The sequence below is a fragment of the Rhodococcus sp. 008 genome (assembly GCF_001682295.1).
Classification (GTDB): domain Bacteria; phylum Actinomycetota; class Actinomycetes; order Mycobacteriales; family Mycobacteriaceae; genus Rhodococcus_F; species Rhodococcus_F qingshengii.
The window spans coordinates 75,485-97,763 of record NZ_CP015203.1; the positions used below are offsets into that span (position 1 = coordinate 75,485).

The 22,279-nt window shown below is 61.5% G+C and carries 21 protein-coding genes and 1 pseudogene; 20 read left to right on the forward strand and 2 right to left on the reverse strand.

Annotated elements, in window-relative coordinates; all coding sequences use genetic code 11:
* Nucleotides 1-9: 9 nt before the first annotated feature.
* Nucleotides 10-438: pseudogene (locus AOT96_RS36150) on the forward strand (IS1380 family transposase); the annotation flags it as partial.
* Nucleotides 439-517: 79 nt separating this feature from the next.
* Here the strand turns inward: AOT96_RS36150 and AOT96_RS30670 are convergent.
* Nucleotides 518-1,204, reverse strand: coding sequence for a response regulator transcription factor (locus tag AOT96_RS30670; protein ID WP_058228370.1), 687 nt, complete (start codon nt 1,202-1,204; stop codon nt 518-520).
* A gap of 102 nt (nt 1,205-1,306) precedes the next feature.
* Between AOT96_RS30670 and AOT96_RS30675 the strand changes: the two genes are divergently transcribed.
* The 16 genes from AOT96_RS30675 (at nt 1,307) to AOT96_RS30745 (ending at nt 17,891) form a co-directional block, all read left to right on the forward strand.
* The gene (locus tag AOT96_RS30675; RefSeq protein WP_051649478.1) at nt 1,307-2,641 is read left to right on the forward strand and encodes a sensor histidine kinase; all 1,335 of its coding nucleotides are present in this window, start codon (nt 1,307-1,309) and stop codon (nt 2,639-2,641) included.
* Nucleotides 2,642-2,943: 302 nt separating this feature from the next.
* Nucleotides 2,944-3,099 carry a hypothetical protein gene (locus tag AOT96_RS35480; RefSeq protein ID WP_156519336.1) on the forward strand — a complete coding sequence of 52 codons (156 nt, stop codon included), beginning with the start codon at nt 2,944-2,946 and terminating at the stop codon, nt 3,097-3,099.
* Between the two features lie 62 nt (nt 3,100-3,161).
* Entirely contained in the window at nt 3,162-4,646 is a 1,485-nt protein-coding gene (locus tag AOT96_RS30680; RefSeq protein ID WP_042920093.1) for an aldehyde dehydrogenase family protein, read from the forward strand.
* Between the two features lie 12 nt (nt 4,647-4,658).
* A complete protein-coding gene (locus AOT96_RS30685; protein WP_042920096.1) occupies nt 4,659-5,069 on the forward strand; it encodes a sterol carrier protein in 411 nt (136 codons plus the stop codon).
* Nucleotides 5,070-5,154: 85 nt separating this feature from the next.
* Complete coding sequence (locus AOT96_RS30690) at nt 5,155-6,840, forward strand: long-chain fatty acid--CoA ligase (protein WP_081558941.1); 1,686 nt, start codon at nt 5,155-5,157, stop codon at nt 6,838-6,840.
* 375 nt (nt 6,841-7,215) lie between these two features.
* Nucleotides 7,216-7,893: an MlaE family ABC transporter permease gene (locus AOT96_RS30695; protein ID WP_231915856.1), complete on the forward strand. Its 678-nt coding sequence runs from the start codon at nt 7,216-7,218 to the stop codon at nt 7,891-7,893.
* 141 nt (nt 7,894-8,034) lie between these two features.
* Nucleotides 8,035-8,814, forward strand: a complete 780-nt coding sequence (locus tag AOT96_RS30700) for an MlaE family ABC transporter permease (protein WP_081559622.1) — start codon at nt 8,035-8,037, stop codon at nt 8,812-8,814.
* Nucleotide 8,815: 1 nt separating this feature from the next.
* A complete protein-coding gene (locus tag AOT96_RS30705; RefSeq protein ID WP_058228372.1) occupies nt 8,816-9,979 on the forward strand; it encodes an MCE family protein in 1,164 nt (387 codons plus the stop codon).
* Entirely contained in the window at nt 9,976-10,980 is a 1,005-nt protein-coding gene (locus AOT96_RS30710) for an MCE family protein (RefSeq protein WP_042920102.1), read from the forward strand. Before AOT96_RS30705 ends, AOT96_RS30710 begins: the two co-directional genes overlap by 4 nt.
* On the forward strand, nt 10,980-11,978 hold the full coding sequence (locus tag AOT96_RS30715) for an MCE family protein (RefSeq protein WP_042920103.1): 999 nt from the start codon (nt 10,980-10,982) through the stop codon (nt 11,976-11,978). The genes AOT96_RS30710 and AOT96_RS30715 overlap by 1 nt, the downstream gene beginning before the upstream one ends.
* A complete protein-coding gene (locus AOT96_RS30720; RefSeq protein WP_042920106.1) occupies nt 11,975-13,081 on the forward strand; it encodes an MCE family protein in 1,107 nt (368 codons plus the stop codon). The genes AOT96_RS30715 and AOT96_RS30720 overlap by 4 nt, the downstream gene beginning before the upstream one ends.
* Entirely contained in the window at nt 13,078-14,217 is a 1,140-nt protein-coding gene (locus AOT96_RS30725) for an MCE family protein (protein ID WP_042920109.1), read from the forward strand. Before AOT96_RS30720 ends, AOT96_RS30725 begins: the two co-directional genes overlap by 4 nt.
* Complete coding sequence (locus AOT96_RS30730) at nt 14,217-15,677, forward strand: MCE family protein (protein ID WP_042920112.1); 1,461 nt, start codon at nt 14,217-14,219, stop codon at nt 15,675-15,677. The genes AOT96_RS30725 and AOT96_RS30730 overlap by 1 nt, the downstream gene beginning before the upstream one ends.
* Nucleotides 15,653-16,252 carry a hypothetical protein gene (locus AOT96_RS30735; RefSeq protein ID WP_042920115.1) on the forward strand — a complete coding sequence of 200 codons (600 nt, stop codon included), beginning with the start codon at nt 15,653-15,655 and terminating at the stop codon, nt 16,250-16,252. Before AOT96_RS30730 ends, AOT96_RS30735 begins: the two co-directional genes overlap by 25 nt.
* On the forward strand, nt 16,249-16,779 hold the full coding sequence (locus AOT96_RS30740) for a hypothetical protein (protein WP_042920118.1): 531 nt from the start codon (nt 16,249-16,251) through the stop codon (nt 16,777-16,779). Before AOT96_RS30735 ends, AOT96_RS30740 begins: the two co-directional genes overlap by 4 nt.
* 59 nt (nt 16,780-16,838) lie before the next feature.
* Nucleotides 16,839-17,891 carry an ABC transporter ATP-binding protein gene (locus AOT96_RS30745; RefSeq protein WP_042920120.1) on the forward strand — a complete coding sequence of 351 codons (1,053 nt, stop codon included), beginning with the start codon at nt 16,839-16,841 and terminating at the stop codon, nt 17,889-17,891.
* Nucleotides 17,892-18,306: 415 nt separating this feature from the next.
* On the opposite strand, the gene AOT96_RS35485 is transcribed toward AOT96_RS30745, so the two are convergent.
* Nucleotides 18,307-18,489, reverse strand: a complete 183-nt coding sequence (locus AOT96_RS35485; RefSeq protein WP_128637843.1) for a hypothetical protein — start codon at nt 18,487-18,489, stop codon at nt 18,307-18,309.
* Between the two features lie 1,071 nt (nt 18,490-19,560).
* Between AOT96_RS35485 and AOT96_RS30755 the strand changes: the two genes are divergently transcribed.
* The 3 genes from AOT96_RS30755 to AOT96_RS30765 all read left to right on the forward strand — a co-directional run bounded on the left by AOT96_RS30755 (nt 19,561) and on the right by AOT96_RS30765 (nt 22,257).
* Nucleotides 19,561-19,752 (forward strand): hypothetical protein, encoded by a 192-nt coding sequence (locus tag AOT96_RS30755; RefSeq protein ID WP_042920127.1) that lies wholly within the window; start codon nt 19,561-19,563, stop codon nt 19,750-19,752.
* Between the two features lie 117 nt (nt 19,753-19,869).
* Nucleotides 19,870-20,178: a hypothetical protein gene (locus AOT96_RS35490; protein ID WP_058228373.1), complete on the forward strand. Its 309-nt coding sequence runs from the start codon at nt 19,870-19,872 to the stop codon at nt 20,176-20,178.
* Between the two features lie 174 nt (nt 20,179-20,352).
* Nucleotides 20,353-22,257 carry an alkyl/aryl-sulfatase gene (locus AOT96_RS30765; RefSeq protein WP_042920323.1) on the forward strand — a complete coding sequence of 635 codons (1,905 nt, stop codon included), beginning with the start codon at nt 20,353-20,355 and terminating at the stop codon, nt 22,255-22,257.
* Nucleotides 22,258-22,279 lie beyond the last annotated feature (22 nt).

Sequence of the window (22,279 nt, forward strand, 5' to 3'; positions counted from 1 at the left end):
GTGGCGCTCCACGCATTCTTCACCCCCACCGACCTCGCAGACATCGACACTTGTTGCGGCCGATGGAATCCATCGCCGGCATACGATCATCGAGCAAGTGCATGCGGATCTGGAGAACTCCGTGCTCGCACACAAAGCCCACAGTGCGTTTTGCGCGAATGCCGACTGGCTCGTCTGCGCTGGAATGGCCTTCAACCGCACGCACACTGCAGCGACACTAACCGGTGACTCCGCACTGGCGAAAAGCGAGCGCCGGCGCCATCCGCCGGACGGTGATCTCGGTCCCCCAACGGATCGCCTAACTCCGTCCAAAAACTGACCTTGCACCTCCCGCCGGGCTGGCCGTGGGAGAAACCGTGGACAACGTTGTTCGAGAGCATGTTCTACCGCCCCGATCATCGCCTGACCGGGTCCGACTCTTGCGCGCCCACGTTGTGAAGATCCAGTAGGACGACCCGACAGCTGAGGTCGGCTGATCGACCACGCTCACAGCTCACCCGATGGCGCGCAAGATAATTCACAACGACGAATCATTACCTCGGTGCATCCAGGAATCGGCGTCGAGTAGCCCATAGCGACCCGCCATGGCCGCTGCTTCGATACGATTTCGCGCCCCTACCCGTTGAATAAGTGATGCGACCATCCTCTTGGCTGTTCTTTCGCTGACATGCACTCGCTCAGCGATTTCCGTTGTCTCCAGACCATGAGCGAGCAGGCTCCACAGTTTCACTTGTTGTGGACCGAGCTTGTCTAGGAGATCATTCTCGGGCTTGCGACTACTTCTGAGTATTTTCTCAAGCACGCCCGCCTCGACGACTTTCATTCCGGCCGCAAGGGCGAGTAGCGGGGCCACGAGCGCGTCCGCGTCGGACGACTTCGCCATGAACCCGTCCGCACCGCTCCGCAATGCACGTTCGGCCAAGGCGAGGTCCTCAGTGCCCGAAAGTGCCAAGATCCGCGTCGTAGGATAGGCGGCACGGACTGCTGCGATGGCCTCCAATCCGCCTCGTGGTGGCAGAGTCAGGTCAATCGTCACGATGTCCGCTCGGTTCTTCCCGACCAGTGCGACTGCCTCATCGCCGTTCGTCGTGGTGCCAGCAACATCGAAAAGGTGGTCAGCCCTGACACCTAACAACAGTTCGAGCCCCTGAGTGAAGAGCGCATGGTCGTCCACGATAACTACGACGAGTGGGGTACCAGACATAGATTGTAGTGTGACATGCCCGACAAGTACGCGATGCTATGCGGGCTCTCACCTAGAGAATCTGAAGGGATCGACTCAGCGCAGCCTTGAGGAGCAACGATCATGTTCAGAGGGTATGACCCTATCGCGGGAGCTGCGATAAAGCCTGTTCATTGGAAGGAACCCGAGCGAGTAATCGCGGTGCTGCGAGTTCTCGTCATCGGCAGCATCACCGTGGTCGTAGCTTTCGGAACACCGATAAACCGTACATACCTGCCGATAGCGGTGCTCGGTCTCGGGTTCGCCTTCACGTATGCCAGTTACATTTTGATTGCCGATCTGCAGGGCCTGCGCCAACTACCCCAGGATGTGGTCGCGGCCCTCGACGGGGTGGCGTCGGTGACATTGGCGGCCGCAACTGGTGGAGCAATGAGCCACCTTGTCGCAGTTCTGCCTTTGGCGATCGTCGCGATCGCGATACGCCAGGGGATTCGGCACGCCATTGCCGGCGCCGCGTGCGTGGGTGCACTATTTGCCGTGGTTGCACTCGCCATACCGCTGCCTAGTGCGTCGATGGCGTACCGCATAGAGACGGCATGGTGGTGGTGCGGTTACCTAATTATGTTCGCAGTCTTGACCGGCACCCTACGGAGCCTCCTCGATCGTGAACATGACCGAGCGGTCCAGGCGAGGGCCGAGGCGCTCTCGGAGCATCTGACAATTGTCGAGGAACGCGATCTCCGAGCCAGACTGCTCGAAGCCCAAGCGATGCGAGATGATGGGCTGAGGATCGTACTGCACGAATTCCGCACGCCGATATCGTCATTGAGTTCGTTGGCTAACTCCCTCGCCACCCCGGGCCGGTTTGACACCCAGGCCCAGGAAAGGGCCATCAGTCTGATTGCAGCACATAGCCGGCACCTCACCGACATGCTCGACAGTTTGGCCGATGTGGCGTTGAGTACGGGCGATCCCACCGGCGTCGCCCGCGTGCGGCGCATCGCATTGGACGAGCTTGCCCACGGGTCGCTCGCAGCGGCTGGCATCTCGCGCGCGAACAGCAAAATCACCATCACACCGCCCGGTGCCGTGGTCCACTGCGATGCCCACCGACTACAACGTGTCATGACGAATCTTCTCGAGAATGCGCGACGATACGGTGCGGACCATCCCGTGGAACTGTCCCTGATCTGCACCCCATCGTCCCTGAAGGTCGAAATCGGCGACCGCGGACCGGGTTTGACCGATGACGAGGCCACCCTGGTTACCCGCAAGTTCGTTAGCCTCGGCGAGCGCAGAGGCACGGCGGGGCTCGGTTTGTGGATCGTCGCGGAAATATCGAGCGCGATGGGCGGTACCTTTGTCTTGGTACCGCGCCCGGGGGGAGGACTGATCGCCCGAGTCGTCATCCCACTGGACAGCCCTCCGGAGATCTCAGCACGCGTCGACCCACGCTGACGCGACTCCCGCACGCCGTAAGTGCAGGAAACGGTCCCAGTCTCAAGCCACGATTCCAACTGGTCAAACAGCACCGGCCTGCCTGACTCGCCTGCCTGCACCGCTCACCACCTTACGGAGAGCTTCTGCCCAGTCGATGCCGTCAATCCGGGTCCTGGTCACATATAGCTTTGCCCGTGAAAGCTGGCACCACCCCGCGACCAGAAAGCCTGTCACTGCGGATATTTCATCCCGATGCACCAAAACCAGCCCCTTTGCAACGCACTTTTCTCAAGCCTCGCACCGGCCCCGGATTGCCCGCAGTGACGGGATCCGCAGCGGTAGTCCTCTCGTGCATTATGGGCACCTCCCGCCCGTCCGCCAACTACCCGCTCGTCGGAAGCTTCGGGCCTTTCATCGCGGCCGCCGACGGCCCGCTCGGGCCATCCATGGCCCGTATGACCCGCGCAAAGACGTGACCTGGATCACCAGACTTGACCCCTAGTGCGCCGAAGTCCGGCGTCCATAAGCAGGAGATTCGATGACCACGATCATCCCTGAAGGCACGGCACCGTCCTTGGATGGTGCCGAGGAGAGTATCTTCATAGCGGGACAGCGCCGCCCAGCGTTGAGCGGCAACACTTTGGATACTGTCGACCCAGGAAACGGGAAGGTCCTGACCCGGATCGCGCTGGGCACCGGCGATGATGTCGACGCCGCTGTGCGCTCGGCCCATTCCGCCCAGACCGAATGGGGTGCGCTTAAGCCCACTGCACGTAGTCGTGCGCTTGCGGAGCTTGCGCACCTCGTCGAGCAAAACGCTGAGGAGCTTGCCACACTCGAAACCCTCGACAACGGTAAGCCCCTCACAGAGTCCCTCTTCCTTGACCTGAGCATCGCAACGGAAGTCTGGCGTTACTACTCGGGTAGTCCATCCCGGTTGACCGGCGATGTTTTGCCGGTGTCGCCACTGGTGGGCGAGGCCCTGACGTATACTCGGCGGCAACCACTCGGTGTCGTCGCGGCCATCGTCCCGTGGAACTTCCCGCTCCTTATCGCCAGCTGGAAGATTGCGCCCGCTCTGGCCGCTGGTAATGCCGTCGTCGTCAAGCCGAGCGAGATGACCTCGTTGACGACGGTGCGGCTCGCAGAATTGGCGATCGAGGCAGGGCTACCTCCTGGCTTGTTCAACGTCGTAACCGGCTTGGGTCACGAAGCGGGACAAGCACTCGTAGAACATCCCGGTGTAAACAAGATTACGTTCACCGGGTCGACTGAGACGGGTCGGCGCATCGTTGCCGCCAGTGCCCGCAACCTTGCGAAGGTGACGCTCGAACTCGGTGGCAAGTCCGCCAACATCGTCTTCGCGGACGCAGACCTCGATGCAGTGGTCGAGGGTGTCCTGACTGCCATCTTCGTAAATCAAGGACAGGTCTGTTGCGCTGGTAGCCGCCTGTTCGTGCACCGCAGCATTCATGACGAGGTGGTTGCCAGACTGGTAGAGGCGACACAGAGAATCGTGACCGGTCACGGCCTCGACGATGGCACGCAGATGGGACCATTGATCTCGGCAAATCAGCTCGACCGGGTCGAAGGTTTTGTTCAGGCCGCACTCGCGGAAGGAGCGGTCCTGCAAACCGGCGGCAACCGCTGCTCGGACTCCGCCGGCTACTTCCTCGAGCCCACGATCTTCACCGGCGTGACCGACCACATGCGTATCGCCCGCGAGGAAGTGTTCGGCCCGGTTCTGTCGGTCCTTGCATTCGATGACGAAGCCGAGGCAATCGCCCGGGCGAACTCGAGTGAATACGGACTCGCAGCCGGCGTGTGGACCCGTGATGTCTCACGCGCACACCGGGTTGCGCACGCACTCGACGCAGGGACGGTGTGGGTCAACATGTACAACATGCTGGACCCAACCTCGCCTTTCGGTGGCTTCAAAAATTCCGGGTATGGACGTGACCTCGGCGAGGAAGCGCTTCTCGGCAATACCCAGACCAAGTCGGTCTGGATAAATCTCGACTAAGGAGAAACACAAATGGGCATCTTCAAGAACGCCGACGATGTGTACAAGTATGTCGGCGGTGTATTCAATCAGGGAGTTTCGGATCCCGAATTGGGACCGAAGTTTGCGGAGTCGGGTGTGACTCTTCGGATTACGTACACCGACCCTGATTCGGTGATCACGGTCGACTTTCCAAACGGTAAAGTTTACACCGGAGTGGATGTCGGGCCCGACCCGAACGTCGAACTGTTCATGTCGGCCGACAGCGGAAACAAGTTCTGGCTCGGCAACCTCAATCTCCCCGTCGCCATGGCGAAGGGCACGGTGCGTGCCAAGGGGCCAGTGCCGAAGCTTCTCAAGATCATCCCTACAGCGAAGACACTGTTTACCCCGTACCGAAACATGCTTGCCGTCGACGAGCGGACTGATCTGCTGAACGCCTAGCCGTGTATGGGAGCGTGGTGCGTCAATTTCACCGCGCCGCGCTCCCGTCGACAAGTCCCCCTTTTTTCTGAAACCTGGAGACCCCGTGCTTAGTACGATGCAAAACTCCCCACTGCTGGTCCGCGAGATACTGCTACACGGGCAGCGCATATACGGGAACTCCACTGTCGTGACCTACGAGCCGGATTCCTGCCGTCGCACCACATTTGACGAAGTAGCCCGCCGTGCCGAACGCCTCGCCAGCGGGCTGACCGAAATCGGAGTTTCTCCAGGCGACCGGGTCGCCACGCTTCTGTGGAATACGCAGGAACATCTTGAGTGCTACCTCGCGATCCCCTCGATGGGTGCCGTCCTCCACACCCTCAACCTGCGACTGACCCCAGAGCAGTTGTCGTTCGTGATTAACCATGCTCAAGACAAAGTCATCATCGCCGACAGGACTACTCTTCCGCTACTGGCCCGAGTACTCGACCAGCTCACGACCGTCGAGCATGTAATCGTCGTCGGCGACACCGACCAGCTACCCAACAACCGATACTTTCACTACGAGGACCTCCTGACAGTGTCCCGCGCACCATACGTGTGGCCGGATCTGGATGAATCGCAGGCCGCGGCAATGTGTTATACAAGCGGCACGACGGGCGACCCGAAGGGTGTCGTCTACAGTCACCGCTCGACGTACCTACACTCCATGGCATCTGCCGCAGGGAACGTCTTCGGTCTCACCGAGCACGACATCGTGCTTCCAGTAGTACCGATGTTCCATGCGAATGCGTGGGGATTGGCCTACACATCATGGCTTTCCGGGTCCGATATGCTCTTACCTGGCCGCTATCTCCAGGCCGATCACCTGGCAAAGATGATCGAGTCCGAGCGACCCACCCTCGCCGGCGCCGTACCGACAATCTGGAACGATCTCCTCAGCTACGCCCGAACACACAGCACAGATCTGAGCAGTCTACGACTCGTCGCGTGTGGAGGATCCGCGGTTCCACGCTCTCTCATCGAGGGCTACGACTCCGATTTCGGTGTCCGCATCATTCAGGCCTGGGGAATGACCGAGACCAGCCCGCTCGCAGCGATAGCTCTGCCACCGAAGGGAAGCGCGCCGGAAGACGAAATGTACTGGCGATCCAAGACTGGCCGAGTGACCGCGGGCGTTGAAGCGCGTCTGGTAGACGACTCCGGCAACGAGGCGCCCTGGGACGGAAAGTCGATCGGCGAGATCCAGGTGCGAGGGCCATGGATTACCGCGGCATACTACGGAGTCGACGCAGCCGACAAGTTCGCGGACGGATGGCTGCGCACCGGCGACGTCGCCCATATTGACCCCCGCGGATACATCCAGATCACCGACCGAACGAAGGACGTCATCAAGTCCGGCGGCGAGTGGATCAGTTCGGTCGACCTCGAAAACGCCCTGATGGGACATCCGGAGGTCTTCGAAGCAGCCGTTATCGCCGTACCCGACGCCAAGTGGGAAGAGCGGCCGCTTGGCTGCGTTGTGCGCACCCCGGGCTCGACGATCGGCACCGATGAACTGCGCACATTCCTGAACGCACAGGTCGCACGGTGGTGGATTCCCGAACGCTGGGCATTTCTCGAGGCGGTGCCCAAAACCAGCGTCGGAAAGTTCGACAAAAAGGCGCTGCGCGCGCTGTACGCCCGAGGTGACATGGAAGAGCAACTCTCGACCCGCACAGCGCAGCTCAGTCATGATTCACCCAACGCCGACGGTACTCGGAGCCTCCGGCAGGGATCCCTCGGATAGCACGATCGGACCGTCACAAGTGGTGACGGCTTTCATTGGGTCACCGGGCTGTGCCGGGGTTCCCACAGTCGCGGGAACCCCGGCACAGCCCCTCTTCACCGTCGGTGTGGACCGCACCCCACTGGTACCGAGCGCCGAAAAGGGGCCCATCCCAGTCAAACCCGGCCGGAGGCGTCTCTGTCGACGCGAATCGAACGCTGCGGCATCCGTCGACACACTCATACACAGGCACTCATCATCGCGGAGGACTACGTGCAACTGCTGGACAGATCCCGATCGGCGGGCGAGAGTGGCGCGAAGGCTTTGGCCGCCTTACGCGTGGCACCCCGTGCGGTCGGTGCTTTCTACGCCACGTCCCTTGAGACGTTTCGCTTCATGTTTCGTCGCCCCTTTCATCTGCGCGAATTTCTCCTGCAGGCGTGGTTCATCGCCAGTGTGTCGATCATGCCGACTCTGTTGATGGCGATCCCCTTCTGCATGATGTTCGTCTATCAGATCAACATCCTGCTGGCAGAGATCGGTGCCGTGGACCTCAGCGGTGCGGGTGCCGGTGTAGCCATCGTTCGCGAAATCGGGCCAATCGTCACAGTCCTGGTCGTCGCGGGCGCCGGATCGACCGCGATCTGCGCGGATCTCGGCTCTCGGACGATCCGCGAGGAAATCGATGCGATGAAGGTCCTCGGGATTGATCCCATTCACCGGCTTTGTGTTCCGCGAGTGTTGGCCTCCATGGTCATCGCGATGTTCCTCAACGGCCTGGTCTCGTCCGTCGGTCTGGTGGGAGGTTATATCGCCACCGTGTACATGCAGGGCGCGTCGCCCGGTCAGTACGTCACCTCGATCTCCATTCTGACCGGTCTCGGGGACTTCTTCGTCGCCGAAATCAAGGCCGCGGTGTTCGGGATGCTCGCCGGACTGGTCGCATGCCACCTCGGCTTGAACGTACGAGGAGGACCGAAGGGCGTCGGTGACGCCGTCAACCAGACAGTGGTCTTCAGCTTCCTGCTGCTGTTCCTGGCGAACTCGGTGATCACGACTTTGGCCTTGCACTGAACACGTTTGGACAACTGACAGAAACCGAACGACAAGAATGACGGGAATCTCGTGTCGATAGCCAACAAACCTACGGTTCTCCGGGGAACCGGAGCCGCCGCGATCAAGTTGATTGATGCGCCGGTCAGCCATCTCGAGGAGATGGGCCGACAACTCTCCTTCTACAACCACACCATCGCGTCGATTCCGCGGACCCTTCGGCGCTACCGCGCTGAGACCGTCCGCCTCCTCGCCGAAGTGAGCATGGGCACCGGAGCCCTCGCCGTAATCGGCGGCACCCTCGTGGTCATCGCCATGCTCACCGCCGCCGTGGGATACGAGGTCGGCCAGCAGGGTTCAACCTCGCTCGGCCACATCGGCCTCGGCGCCCTGTCCGGTTTCATCTCTGCCTTCTTCAACACCCGCGAAGCGATCCCGGTGATAGCCGGCATCGCACTGACAGCGACAGTCGGCGCCGGTTTCACCGCACAGCTCGGGGCCATGCGCGTGAGCGAGGAGATCGACGCAATGGAAACCATGTCGATTCCGTCACTGCCGTACCTCGTCACCACAAGGGTGCTAGCCGGCGTGATCGCAGTGATCCCACTGTATTCGGTGGCCTTGTTCATCGGCTTCGCCGCCACCCAGCTGGTCACAGTCTATATAGTTGGGGAAGCCGAAGGCACGTTCTCGCACTACTTCAACGTCTTCCTCGTACCCAGCGATGTGATCTGGTCCGCGGTCAAGGTGCTGGCGATGGCCGTCGTGGTGATGTGCGTGCACTGCTACCACGGCTATAATGCCGTCGGAGGTCCAGCCGGTGTGGGGGTCGCGGTCGGTCGAGCAGTGCGGACCTCGCTGATTTCCATCATGATCATCGACCTACTTATCGGTATCGCCGTGTACGGCGGCACCGCCGGGGCTGTGCGGGTGTCGGGCTGACATGAGTGGACATCTGACAGAACACAGCCGCAAGGCCTACGTCACACTCGGCCTGGTCCTGATCGTGGTAGGAGCGCTCGCGACGGCGACCTCGATCGCCGTCTACCGGGGAAGCTTCACCTCGGCCATCCCCGTCAAGCTGTATGCGACCCGCGCCGGATTGTCGCTCGAACCCGGATCCGACGTAAAGATGCGCGAGGTCGTCGTCGGCCGCGTCATCGACGTGAAACTGGTCGACGGACACGCCGAGATATCGATGGACATCGACAAAAACCGTGCGTCCTCGATCGCAGCGAACGTCTCTGCGGCAGTAGATCCCACGACCCTGTTCGGCCGCAAGTTCGTAACCCTCATGCAACCCGAATCTCCCTCCCCCGAGTCGATCTCGGCGGGAACTGTGCTGTCGACCGGGCAGGTTGCGACGGAAATCAACGATCTGCTCGAATCATTGGTTACGGTGTTACGCACCGTTGAACCGGAGAAGGTCAACGGGACCTTGAATGCGTTGGCGACGTCGCTCCACGGCCGCGGCGACAAACTCGGCGACACCTTGGTCGACCTCGACACCTATCTGTCGAGTTTCAACGACAGCATCCCCACACTGCAACGTGACCTTGCGCAAGGCGCACAGACCACCGACATCCTCGCAGCCGCGACTCCTGACCTCATGGCAACTGTCGATCACGCCAGCACCACCGCGACGACGATCACCGAACGCCAAGACCAACTCAACGCGTTCATCCTCAGCTTTACCGGCTTCGGCAACAGCGGTCATTCCTTGCTCGACGCCGCCGGCGCACCGCTGAAAGAATCCCTGTCATCGTTGGCGCCGACCACGGACCTGCTCGCCGAGCGCGCGCCAGCCCTTCCCTGCTTCGTCGAAAGCCTGAAGCAGTCCAATACCTACCTCGAACGGACGCTCGGGGGAAGCGATATGCCGGGGTTGAACATCCTCGGCACCCTGTTGATGGGCGACCCGCCGTATACGAACCCGGCCAACCTACCAGTGGTGCAGGCGGACGGTCCCGTTGCCTGCTACGACTGGACACAGCCGCAGGGGCACACCAACTTTGATGACGGCAGTAACGCATATCGTCCCGCACGGACCCCGACGGATCTGATCGGGAACCCCTTCGCGCAGTTCTTCCTGGGAGGTCTGCGATGACCAAAAGCACACCGGTATTCAAGTTGCTGATCTTCGTGTTGGTGACCATGCTGACCGGGTTCGGTGTCGCCACACTGGTCGGCAATCTTCGGTTCGGCAGCACACACACTTACAGTGCAGTCTTCTCCAGCGCTTCCGGAATCGGGAGCGGTGCAGACGTCCGGGTGGCGGGAGTGCCAATGGGCAAGGTCACCGATGTCGCTCTCAACTCGGACAGCACGGCCGTGGTCACCTTCTCTCTGTCCACCGAGCGGCCGCTGACCTCTGCCACCGAAGCGAAGATCAAGTACAAGAACCTGATCGGGGACCGATATGTCGACCTGTCCCAGGGTGCATTCGATCCGCGTCCGCTCGACGGCCCCATCCCACTCGCGCAGACGACCTCCGCTCTGGATCTTGACCAGGTCGTCAACGGTTTCCGTCCCCTTCTCCAGGGCCTGGACCCGGACCAGACCAACCAATTGTCCACCTCTCTGGTCCAGGTCCTCAACGGTCAGGAATCGAGTATCAGCACGCTGATCACCCAAGTCGACACCCTCACTAACACCCTCGCTGACCGCGATCAGGCCATCGGTCAGGTGATCACCAACTTCAACACCGTTCTCGGCACCGTAAATAGCCGGCACGACCAGTTCGGGGCGCTCGTCGATCAGCTGCAGCACCTAGTCGCAGGTCTCAACGACGACCGGGGACTGATCAGCCGCTCCTTGGGACAGATCGACGACGCATCCAAGACATTGGCCGAGGTTCTTACCGAGAACCGTCCCGCCATCGCGCAGGACGTATCGGCCCTCGGCGACCTGGCCGGTCGACTCAATGCCAAGACCGACACCCTAAACATGATCTTGGCCAAGCTGCCCGAGAACTACCGCCTGACTGGTCGGGCCGGTGGATACGGAAGCTATATGAACCTGTTCGTGTGCGGGCTGGCGGTCAAGTACGCGCAGGGACCAGGCGGAGTCACGCCGATGTTCACCGCGCCCGCCGAAAGGTGTAAATAATGATGACTAAGTCATTCCTCGAACGGAACCCGATCCGTATCGGCGTCGTAGGCACCCTCATCCTCGTCGGTGCAATCGCCCTCGCCCTCAACTTCGACACGATGCCCGGTATCGCTGCGAAGACGTATCACGCCGAGTTCGGCGACGCGAGCGGTCTGGCGGTGGGTGACACCACCCAGATCGCCGGTGTCAAGGTCGGCGAGGTGCGGAAGATCTCGCTGGACGGAGACAAGGTCGACGTCGAATTCGATGCCGACAGCGGCGATATACGCCTCGGTGACGACACCCATGCCACTATCAAGGTCGAGACTGTGCTCGGACGCCGGTATCTCGAACTCGCGCCGGGAGGCGGCGGGGAGCTCGGTCGAGGCGGCACGATTCCGCTCGCCAACACCACGTCCGGATATGACCTGACACGATCGCTCGAAGAAGTGACCGACAAGGTTTCCAAGACGGACACCGTCGATCTGTCCGGCGCTCTCGATCAGCTCTCGCAGGTCGAACAGGCTCTCCCCCCCGACCTGCAGTCGTCACTGACTGGACTGTCCCGGTTGTCCGAGACGGTGGCCAGTCGCGATGCCGAACTGCGTCACCTGCTGACCAACACCGCAGGCGTCAGCAACGTCCTCTCCGACCGCAGTCAGCGTGTCGCCCAACTGCTCGGCCAGGGTCAGTCCCTGTTCTCCACGCTCAATCAGCGGGCCGACTCTATCCACAACATCCTCGTGCAGGCCCGGCAGATCGCCGACGAACTCACCGCGTTGAAGCGGGACAACGAAGGCACCCTCACACCCACCCTCTCGCAGGTGGACATCCTGGTGACCACCTTGAACAACAACTACGACAACATCAACGCCTCCCTAACCGGTCTCGAACGCTATTCCAAGCAAATCGGTGACGTCGTGGGCAGCGGGCCATTTTTCGGGGCGCTTCTGCAGAACATTCTGCCCGCGAATCTTGCAGGTCAGCTTCCCGGCAGTCTCGGAGGTCCTCGATGAAGGGGACACGCAAGCCCACTCGTATGCCGGCGAAAGTTCTGCTGCTCATCGTGGTCGTGGTCGCCGTCGTGGCCGGAACTGGGACCTGGGTCGCTACCAACGCCACCCACCAGGTCTCCGCTTACTTTCGGAGCACGACAGGACTATATGTCGGCGACCGCGTCATGATCCTCGGCGTCCCTGTCGGCCGGGTCAACGAGATCATTCCGGAAGGTGATCGCGTCCGGGTCGAGTTCGAATACGACGGCGACTACGACGTCCCGGTTGACGCACAGGCAGTGATCGTGGCACCGGTCCTGGTCACCGGCCGATACATCCAGCTCGCGCCGGCCTACACCGAGGGCGAGAAGATGCAGGACGGACAGATGATCCCCGTCGAACGCACCGCGATACCAATGGAGTTCGACGAGGTCAAGGAGCAAGTCGTCAAACTCGCGCAGGACGTCGGCCGCACGCCTGAGAACCCAGACGGATCACTAAACGACTTCGTGGCGAACACCGCAGACACCCTGCGCGGCAACGGCCAGACCCTGCACGATTCCCTCGTCCAGCTCGCCGACGCGACCACCACGCTCAGCAAGGGCGGGGAGGACCTGTTCGCCTCCGTCCGGAATCTGCAGTCGTTCACCAGCGCACTGGCCGCCAACGAGCAGCAAATCACGGCCTTCAGTAGGGAACTCGCCACCACGTCGTCGGTACTCAACGACAACCGCACCGAACTCGATGCCCTGCTCAACAGCATGCTCACAACCTTCAACGAGGTCACCCAGTTCCTCCAAAACAATCGCGGAGCACTGACCACCGACGTGGGTAAGCTCACCGACATCACCCGCCAGCTAGTCGACCGCGAGGACGCGCTCGCCTCGATACTGCACTCCGCTCCAACCTCGCTGACGAATTTCTACAACATCTACGACCCCGACTCGAACTCGCTGACAGCCGCGATAGCCGTTTCCGATACCCCCGACCCACGGTCATTGATCTGTGCCCTTCTCACCACAGTCGACGCTCCGGCCGACGAATGCATCAAGGCCACAGGAACACTCGCCAACGGCCTGGTCCAAGGCGCTGGCGCACCAGCTCCGAGTGGAGGAACCCGATGATTTCGATCAAACAGCTCGCCACCTGCTCGGCCTTGGCACTCGGGATCGCGGTGACAGCCACCGGATGTCGATTCGACGGCATCAATTCCATCCCGCTACCAGGAAACGCCGTCGGCGGCGAGACCTACGAAGTCACAGTCGAGCTCGCTGACATCCAGAATCTGGTTGGCAACTCGCCGGTCAAGGCGGACAACGTCATCGTCGGGAATATCGCTCGCATCGGTGGAGAGGATTGGATCGCTCACCTGACACTCGAGCTGCGCGACGACGCCGCGATCCCAGCGAACGTCACTGCGAAGCTGACACAGAACAGTGTGCTCGGCTCGCAGTATCTGGAACTGACGGTTCCAGCCGCAGAAGAGCCAACGGGAACCCTGCAGGACGGAGCCATCATCCCCCTGTCCCGTACCAGTCAGTACGCCTCCACTGAAGAAGTTCTGTCCGCCCTGTCCCTGGTTCTCAACGGCAGTGGGCTACAGCAGGTCCGCACGGTGACCTCCGAACTCGTTCGTGTCCTGGACGGTCGGGAGCAGAATCTGCATGAGCTCTTCGGGAACTTGGAGACCTTTATGGGCGGACTCGATCAGCAGCGAGCCGACATCGTGCGCGCTATCGACGGGCTCGACCGGCTCGGCGGCGAGTTGGCAGCGCAGAACGGAACACTCGACCGAGGCATCGAGACCATCACCCCGGCCATACAAGTGCTCAACGACCAGCAAAAGCAACTGACGACGATGCTGACCAGCGTCGGTGAGTTCGGCCAAGTCGCCACTGAGGTGCTCGACAGCAGCCGGGCGAATCTGCACGCCAATCTCACCGCGTTGCAGCCCACATTGAGTCAACTCGCCTCCGTCGGGGATTCGATCCCCGAGGCGCTCAAGATCGCCGCGACCATGCCGTTCCCGATCGAAACCACCGAGCGCGCGGCGCGTGGTGACTACGTGAACCTGTTCCTCACCCTCGATGTGAGCGCCGAGACAGTGGGCGGAAAGGTGCTCGGCAGCATTCCGTTTTCCGAGCTGGCCGGCCTCAACCCGGCCAGACAAGCCGCCAACCCGCTGCTGGCACCCACCGAGTCGCACCCGGCCGCACTTCCTGCCGTCGGGACACCCCAACAGCAGGGAGGTCAGCGTTGATGCGCACGAAACTTGTCCGCACCCAACTCGTCATTTTCACCGTTGTCGCAATCGTCGCCGTCGGTAACTCCGTCTACAGCTACATGGGGTTGAAGCGATTTTCAGGTATCGGAATGTACTCGGTGGATGTCGAACTCGAACGAGCTGGCGGACTCTACCCGAACGCGCTCGTCACCTACCGCGGCGTCGACGTCGGCGTCGTCGAATCCCTCGACGTGAACCCCGACCACGTGACCGTGCATATGCAGCTGGACTCAGACCACAAGATTCCCCAGGCGACCGATGCATACGTACGCAGCGTGTCAGCGATCGGTGAGCAGTACGTCGATCTGATGCCGACTACCTCCGAGGGACCATTCCTGGGCGACGGCGACGTCATCGATCGATCCCGCACCACCCTGCCCGTGCCAGCCGCGAAAGTGGTCGACGAGGTGAACACCCTCCTGGAAGGACTGCCCAAGGAGGACCTGAAGACCACCGTCGACGAGGCGTACATTGCTTTCGATGGTGCCGGCACCGCCCTGTCCCAGCTGATCGACTCCACCCGCCCACTCATCGCGCTCGCGCAAGCGAACCTGACACCGACCACCACCTTGATCGACGACGCCGAGCCTGTCCTCGCTGCAGCCAACGAGGCCGGCTCGGACATCACCAGCTTCGCCACCGATCTGGCCTCGTTCACCGAGCAGCTGACCATGAATGACACACAGATTCGCGGAGCATTGGACAGCGGCCCCGCATTCTTCGACGCATTCGGCGGAACTATGACCGATCTCCAACCGTCGCTGCCGCTGCTGTTGGCGAACCTGCAGAGCACAGGTGAAGTGTTGCGGGTCAACTTACCCGGTCTGCGCCAGATTTTGGTGGTCTATCCGGCGTTGTCGGCCGCGATCAACTACTCACATCTGGGCGTGCAGGGCGCAGACCGCACCTACGGCCAGGGACCTCTCGATATCAAGCTGGGCAACACCGCTAATCCCCTGCCCTGCACCGAAGGATACGGACAGACCCAGCGCCGGGACCCCGGCGATCTGTCCCCTGCCGAACCGGCCATCGACCCGTACTGCAAGTTGCCCCCGAACGAGCCCCGTGTGGTCCGTGGTGCTCGCAACCTCCCCTGCGCCACCGACCCTGCTGTGCGCACGGCCGAGGTCGGGGAATGCCCAGGCGGCCTGCCGTCGAACTGGCCGCAGATGCTGGCTCGGCCAGGGCAGCCCTACACCCCGGCGCCGGGGGAACCGCCCACGACGCCCGAACAGTCCGACAGCTCTCAGCCGACGCCCGTCACGGCAACCCCAGCCTCCTGGGACATCAGCAAAACGCCGGCGATCACCACTTCACCCTACGACCCGATCACCGGCACGTTCCGAGCCCCAGACGGCACCCTGTACTCCATCGACGCCACAACCCCCACCCGGTCCAAGGAGGAACTGACATGGCAAAGTCTGCTACTGCGTTAGCCACCGAGACGATCGACGACGAAAACGTCCTCGACCAACCCGAAACACACACTCACACCACCGATTCCGGCGACTCCGCAAGCCGACAGACCGGCCGTATTACCCTCGCTGCAATCGTGTTCGCCGGTGCTCTCGTGCTGGCGGGCACTGTTTTGGGGATAAACTCGTGGAACGACTGGCGGACTACGGAAACAGCCGCATCCCGCGACATCACCATCCTCGATACCGCCACACAGATGGCCACCAATCTGGTAACCCTCCGCCACCAGAGCCTCAAGGAGGATATCCAGAGGGTCTCCGACGGCACTACCGGAACATTCCACGACCAGTTCACCACCTCCTCAGGTGGTTTCGGTGATGTGCTGAACGAGGGACAGGTCGAGTCCACCGGGGAAGTGAAGTCCGTCGGAATCATCGACGCGACAGACGATCACGCCACCGTCCTCGCGGCAGTCACATCGACGGTCAAGAACACCGAGGCACCCGACGGTGAGCTGCGGGTCTACCGCATGAAAATGACACTCGACCAGGTCGACGGTCGCTGGCTGGTATCCAACGTGGAGTTCGTCGCATGATTACCTACATCTCTCGCATCACCTCGTTCCTCAACACGTGGAGCAGCCGCAAACGCACCCTGGTGGTCGCCGGCCTCGGCGTCCTGACGGTCGCGGTGACAATCGCCAGTGCGACGCTGACAATCCTCGCCTACGAAGGCCGCAGCCAGGAAGACACCCGGCAGCAAGCCCTCACGCAGGCCACGCAAATGGTCCCCGACATCCTGTCCTACGACTTCAACACCGTCGACGACCACTTCACCAGCGCACTCGCGCATCTCGGGGGCGACTTCCGCACTCAGTTCGAGAGCGTAAGCAAAGACATCATCATCCCGTCCGCGAAGAAGCGACAGGTAGTCACCTCGGCCACTGTCGTGGAATCTTCTGTAGTCTCGTCCGACACCGATGCCGCCACCGTGCTGATGTTCGTCAACCAGTCGACCACCAGCACTGACAGTCCCGCCCCCAAGCTGGACGGCAGCCGTATCCAGGTTTCGCTGCACCTCGACGACAACGGTTGGCAGATCACCGAAATGACCCCGATCTGAGCCCCGGCATCAACTACCCGAATTCCCCCGTTCACGAATCGATGTAAGGAAGTCACGCGATGGGTGTCGAAGTTTCAGTCAGCGACCTGACCAAGTCTTTCGGCTCGCAAAGGATTTGGCAGGATGTGTCGTTGACGCTCCCTGCCGGAGAGGTCAGTGCTCTTCTGGGACCGTCGGGCACCGGTAAGTCGGTATTTTTGAAGTCCCTGATCGGACTACTCCGCCCGGAACAGGGCTCCATCCTGATCGACGGCACGGACATCCTCCAGTGCTCGTCCAAGGAACTCTATGAGATTCGCAAGTTGTTCGGTGTGCTCTTCCAGGACGGCGCACTTTTCGGTTCCATGAACTTGTACGACAACATCGCTTTCCCATTGCGCGAACACACCAAGAAGTCCGAGTCGGACATCCGCAAGATCGTGATGGAGAAGCTCGATCTGACGGGTCTCGTCGGCGCCGAGGAAAAGCTCCCCGGCGAGATCTCCGGTGGTATGCGTAAACGTGCAGGTTTGGCGCGGGCGCTCGTTCTCGATCCCGAAATCATCCTCGTCGACGAGCCGGACTCCGGCCTCGACCCGGTTCGCACCACCTACATCAGCCAGACGCTCATCGACATCAACGCGCAGAGCGACGCCACGATTCTAATCGTGTCGCACAACATCAACCTCGCACGAACCGTGCCGGACAACATCGGCATGCTTTTCCGTCGCCAACTTGTCATGTTCGGCCCGCGTGAGGTACTCCTCACGTCGGACGAGCCCGTCGTCAAACAGTTCCTCAACGGCACCATGATCGGTCCGATCGGTATGTCGGAGGAGAAGGACGAGGCTCAGATGGCGCACGAGCAGGCGCTCGTCGACGCCGGTCACCACGCCGGTGGTGTCGACGATGTCGAGGGCATCGTTCCGCAGATGAAGGCAACGCCCGGTAACCCGGAGCGTCAGGCCGTCGGTCGCCGTCAGGAACGTGTCCGCCAGATCATGCACACCCTGCCTGAGAGTGCACAGATCGCCATCCAAGAAAGTTTCGAGGAACACCAGATCTACAGCGACTTCGATTCCGCTACAGAAGAACTCGGAGCCATCGACGTTCATGATTGGAGCATTCCCTAACCTATGCCTGTCTCCGTTGCGCATGTGCACACGGCCGGTGAAGCCGATAGCCGCGATTTCGGTCATGTCGGCGAGTTTCGAGGCGGCTACTGGTTTGCTGCACGTGCGCACCCCGGCTGCGATCCTCATGCAAAATCAAGTGATCTGCATCTACTGCCGGACAATGCGGTGCATCACGGCCGGAAACGTGGTGCGTGTGGGTGCGTCGAGAGAATTCCAATGGCGGTGTGGGCGAAACCGCGGAACTCGCGGGTGGTTCCGCTGAATTTCCTGGTGATGCGGGCATTGGATCTGTACTTGCTCGAACGGACAGAAACTGGGTGATGCTCGTCGTAGCGGCGAGTGCGACTTCGTGAGCGATGCGCTGCGCTCGGACTTTGACGAAAACTGAGGAATGCGCCTCACACCATCGAGATCACACGCCGGAAACTATCGCTGCGCTCCTGGCCGCTTGTGCGGCAGGCACCGCTGCGGTCGTTGCCGTCGACCCGCCAGCGAGTGCGTCGCCGATCTCTACCCGGCCGCGTTGTCCGACAGCTTCTACACCTCGCCCGCCGATCTGACCGACCACCGACCTGGTGACGTTCTCGCTGCGCAACCAGCACCTGACCTCCTCGCAGTCCTTCTCACCCCATCGAAACAGTGAGCGCCCTACTCCTCTTCAAGCTGCGTGCGATGATCACCTCCCCCCTGATGACGACAGGTTACCGAACCGACACCCGCTTCCTCGAAGCATCAAATTGGATTTACACCACCCGCCAAACGCATAAAATGCGGGACAGCCTGCAGTACAATACGATTCGATTCAGATGCACATCACCGAAAGGCCCATAACCGTCGATGGACAAGGGATACTTCCGCACACAATGCCGCCACTGTGGCAACCTCGTCTACGAAGGACCCTGGATCCCACCCCAGCGGCGCCACCACATCCATCACGACCACCGAACAACCTGCACCAGCAGTGCTGAGCAACGTCACCCGCTACGACCACTGCTCAGCCTCGTCGGAGCCACCTCGGCCGAGCCCCACTGACCGCGCGCGCCCCGGCTTCACGTCACACCCTCGCGCAGCACGCGGCGAGGCAACTCAGCTAGCCGCTCACTGTCCGCCTGCTCCGGCTACGCCCAAGGGTGCAAGCTGACAGTTCCGTTTCACCGCAACCCTCGACGGGTAGCCAACTTCACGGCGGAGAGCTGCACACGCAACGAGTCGCCGACCAGGGCCTTCCCCAGGTGAGCACCAACCGGAAAACGGCCTGCGGCATCCCCACACGCGAGCAAGGGATACACCCGATTCGTCGGCTGCCACCACCAGCAGCCGGCGAATCGCCCACACCACACGACACTCGCTGCGCTCGACGACTTCCGTCTCACTAGTGTTTACGACCGCCGAGCCCGGAGTTCGTGACTTCTATCGGGATGGCGGGCCTATCGCCGCCCTCCGCCCATATTGCTTTACGTGACTGACTGTTTCGGCATTCCACGCCCGTCTGCGCCATGTCCGCGCTGACATACTCGCCTCCTGGAACCGATGCAGGAGACCAGACGAGACCGTCACCTTTCTTCAACGTCGACCTCGCAATGTAAAACTCAGGGGTAGTAACACCTGACCATCGTGCTCGCCGACGCGGGAGACGAATGGCGCACTGACGCGAGCGGGCTATCTGGTGACGTACTCGAATGTCCTGCCGGACGCCGGCGCAGAGAATACCGTGATCGTCGGTCCCGGCGATGCGGTGACCGGGCTCGGATGGTCCGCACCCGAAGGCCCGGACGAGGCCATAGCCCTCGGAAGATTCGAGGGCTCGCCGGTTGTGACGATCACCCAACCAAACGGTGATCTCATCTCCGGTTTCTGACCAGACCGGTGGTGTCCACGTCCGATTCCGATCGCAGCGACCCACAGGCGCTACGCACGGTACCTGCCGTCGGCAACGAAGTTCCCGTGGACTCGCTCGGCGCCGACACCACGGCCCGTGCAGATCACCGACAGCATCGCTGGCGGATCGGATACTCCCTCGCTGATCTGCCAAGGTCACTGTATTCCGCAATCGATTCGGGTCGTCATGCAGATTCCCTCGCCCCCGGACGATCTCACCTGGATCCTCGATGTTCAGCTCAACGGCCAACTCATCGAGTGTCGCCGACTCGACCGCACGATGGCGGCGACACCATCGCCGCCGTCGACGAGGCCGCCGGAACCTACCCCGGACGGATTGCTTGATCTGGCAACCGAGCTCGGTGAAATACGTGCCTGGCTACCTGTGCTTTCGACTACTGCGTAGCTACTTCACCTTGAGGTCGACCCTGAGCTTGATCTATCCGCCGATACACCCGCGCCGTGCCGGCGCACGGGCGCGTCACGCTGTTGCACGACTTCACCGTTCGAGACTTCGTCGGCCGTCAATCACCCCTAACAGGTGAAGTGAAACATGCCCACCGCGCTCCACACTGTCGGTATGGCTACGACATCGAATGCGGCATCCGAGTCAATCATCCGCCAGCAGAAGGCACTCCTCGAGAGTCTGCCGTTCTCCGATACGCAGGATTTCGACGACGCACACCGCGGCCTTGTCGGCCGCCGCCAACCGAACGCGGTCACCGCCGAGGACGGAACCGTCCTCTGGGACAACGACACCTATTCGTTCCTGCAAGGCGACGCACCCGACACCGTCAATCCGAGTCTGTGGCGGCAATCCCAACTCGTTGCCATCGCCGGATTGTTCGAAGTAGTCCCGGGCATCTATCAGGTCCGCGGAATGGACTTGTCGAATACCTCCTTCATCGAAGGTGACGAGGGGGTCATCGTCATCGACACCTTGCTCTGCGCCGAAACAGGTAAAGCTGCCCTCGAACTCTATCGAGAACATCGCGGCGACCGGCCGATCAAAGCGATCATCTACACCCACTCGCACGTCGACCATTTCGGGGGTGTCAAAGGTTTCGTCTCGCAAGAGGAAGTTGACTCCGGGGCGGTGAAAATCATTGCACCGGAAGGATTCGTCGAACACGCCGTCTCCGAGAACGTCTACGCGGGAACCGCGATGGGGCGACGCGCCGGCTACATGTACGGCGCTGCACTGGCCCGCGGCCCACAGGGACAGGTTGGCGGCGGATTGGGACAGACCGTGTCCATCGGAACCGTCACGCTCATCGCTCCCACCGACATCGTCACCACCACCGGACACGAGGACACCATCGACGGCGTGCGCCTCGTCTACCAAATGGCGCCGGATACCGAAGCGCCCTCGGAGATGTTGATCTACCTCCCCGATTTCAAGGCGCTGTGCGCCGCCGAAGACGCGACCCACACCTTCCACAATCTGCTGACCTTGAGAGGCGCCGTCGTGCGTGATCCCCACGGCTGGTCGCAGTACCTCACTGAAACCATCGACATGTTCGGTGACGACGTCGAAGTCGTCTTCGCCTCGCACCACTGGCCGACCTGGGGCAAGGAACGTGTCGTCGACTTCCTGTCTACCCAGCGCGATCTGTACGCCTATGTGCACGATCAGACGCTGCGCATGATCAACCAGGGCCTCACCGGACCTGAAATCGCCGAGCGGATCCAGTTGCCACCCTCGCTCGAGAATGCCTGGAGCGCAAAAGGTTACTACGGTTCGATCAGCCATAACGTCAAAGCGATCTATCAGCGCTACATCGGCTGGTTCGACGGTAATCCGGCCAGTCTGTGGGAACACACACCGGTCGAACAATCCATTCGATACGTCGAATTCATGGGTGGTGTCGACGCGGTCGTCACGAAAGCCCGCGACTCGTTCGACGCCGGCGATTACCGTTGGGTCGCACAGGTACTCAATCACGTTGTGTTCGCGGAACCTGACCACGCCGGAGCAAAAGCGCTGCTGGCCGACGCCTACGAGCAACTCGGCTACGGTGCCGAAAACGGTACCTGGCGCAACTGGTATCTCTCCGGTACCACAGAACTGCGTGACGGCCAGTTCGGCACCCCGACCGAAACCGCCGCGCCCGACGTCGTCGGCCAACTGACCCCGGCGATGCTCTTCGACGCCATCGCCATTCAAGTCAACGGCCCCGAGGCGTGGGACGAGCGACTATCCATCGACATCGTGCTCACCGACGTGGACGAACGCTACCGACTACGACTTGCCAACGGCGTGCTCACCTACACCGCTCACAATCAGAAGGGCTCCGCCGACGCCACACTGACCACGACCAAACGAGCCCTACCTGCCTTGGCACTCGGAGGACTCTCTGCCGATGGACTCGCGGACGCGGGCATCGAAATCAGCGGCGACGCCTCTGTTCTCGGCCGCCTGGCAGCGGTGCTCGAACCAGGTGACAAGAACTTCGCGATCGTCACCCCGGAACGGCCGAGCTAACCCGCACTCCTCACCCGGGATT

Coding starts and splice junctions, on each gene's coding strand:
- AOT96_RS30695 (WP_231915856.1), top strand. CDS start 7,216: ATGTTTCGTCGCCCCTTTCATCTGCGCGAATTTCTCCTGCAGGCGTGG.
- AOT96_RS30675 (WP_051649478.1), top strand. CDS start 1,307: ATGTTCAGAGGGTATGACCCTATCGCGGGAGCTGCGATAAAGCCTGTT.
- AOT96_RS30705 (WP_058228372.1), top strand. CDS start 8,816: ATGAGTGGACATCTGACAGAACACAGCCGCAAGGCCTACGTCACACTC.
- AOT96_RS30730 (WP_042920112.1), top strand. CDS start 14,217: ATGCGCACGAAACTTGTCCGCACCCAACTCGTCATTTTCACCGTTGTC.
- AOT96_RS30735 (WP_042920115.1), top strand. CDS start 15,653: ATGGCAAAGTCTGCTACTGCGTTAGCCACCGAGACGATCGACGACGAA.
- AOT96_RS30715 (WP_042920103.1), top strand. CDS start 10,980: ATGATGACTAAGTCATTCCTCGAACGGAACCCGATCCGTATCGGCGTC.
- AOT96_RS30745 (WP_042920120.1), top strand. CDS start 16,839: ATGGGTGTCGAAGTTTCAGTCAGCGACCTGACCAAGTCTTTCGGCTCG.
- AOT96_RS30670 (WP_058228370.1), bottom strand. CDS start 1,204: ATGTCTGGTACCCCACTCGTCGTAGTTATCGTGGACGACCATGCGCTC.
- AOT96_RS30765 (WP_042920323.1), top strand. CDS start 20,353: ATGGCTACGACATCGAATGCGGCATCCGAGTCAATCATCCGCCAGCAG.
- AOT96_RS30710 (WP_042920102.1), top strand. CDS start 9,976: ATGACCAAAAGCACACCGGTATTCAAGTTGCTGATCTTCGTGTTGGTG.
- AOT96_RS30720 (WP_042920106.1), top strand. CDS start 11,975: ATGAAGGGGACACGCAAGCCCACTCGTATGCCGGCGAAAGTTCTGCTG.
- AOT96_RS30680 (WP_042920093.1), top strand. CDS start 3,162: ATGACCACGATCATCCCTGAAGGCACGGCACCGTCCTTGGATGGTGCC.
- AOT96_RS30700 (WP_081559622.1), top strand. CDS start 8,035: ATGGGCCGACAACTCTCCTTCTACAACCACACCATCGCGTCGATTCCG.
- AOT96_RS30740 (WP_042920118.1), top strand. CDS start 16,249: ATGATTACCTACATCTCTCGCATCACCTCGTTCCTCAACACGTGGAGC.
- AOT96_RS30725 (WP_042920109.1), top strand. CDS start 13,078: ATGATTTCGATCAAACAGCTCGCCACCTGCTCGGCCTTGGCACTCGGG.
- AOT96_RS30685 (WP_042920096.1), top strand. CDS start 4,659: ATGGGCATCTTCAAGAACGCCGACGATGTGTACAAGTATGTCGGCGGT.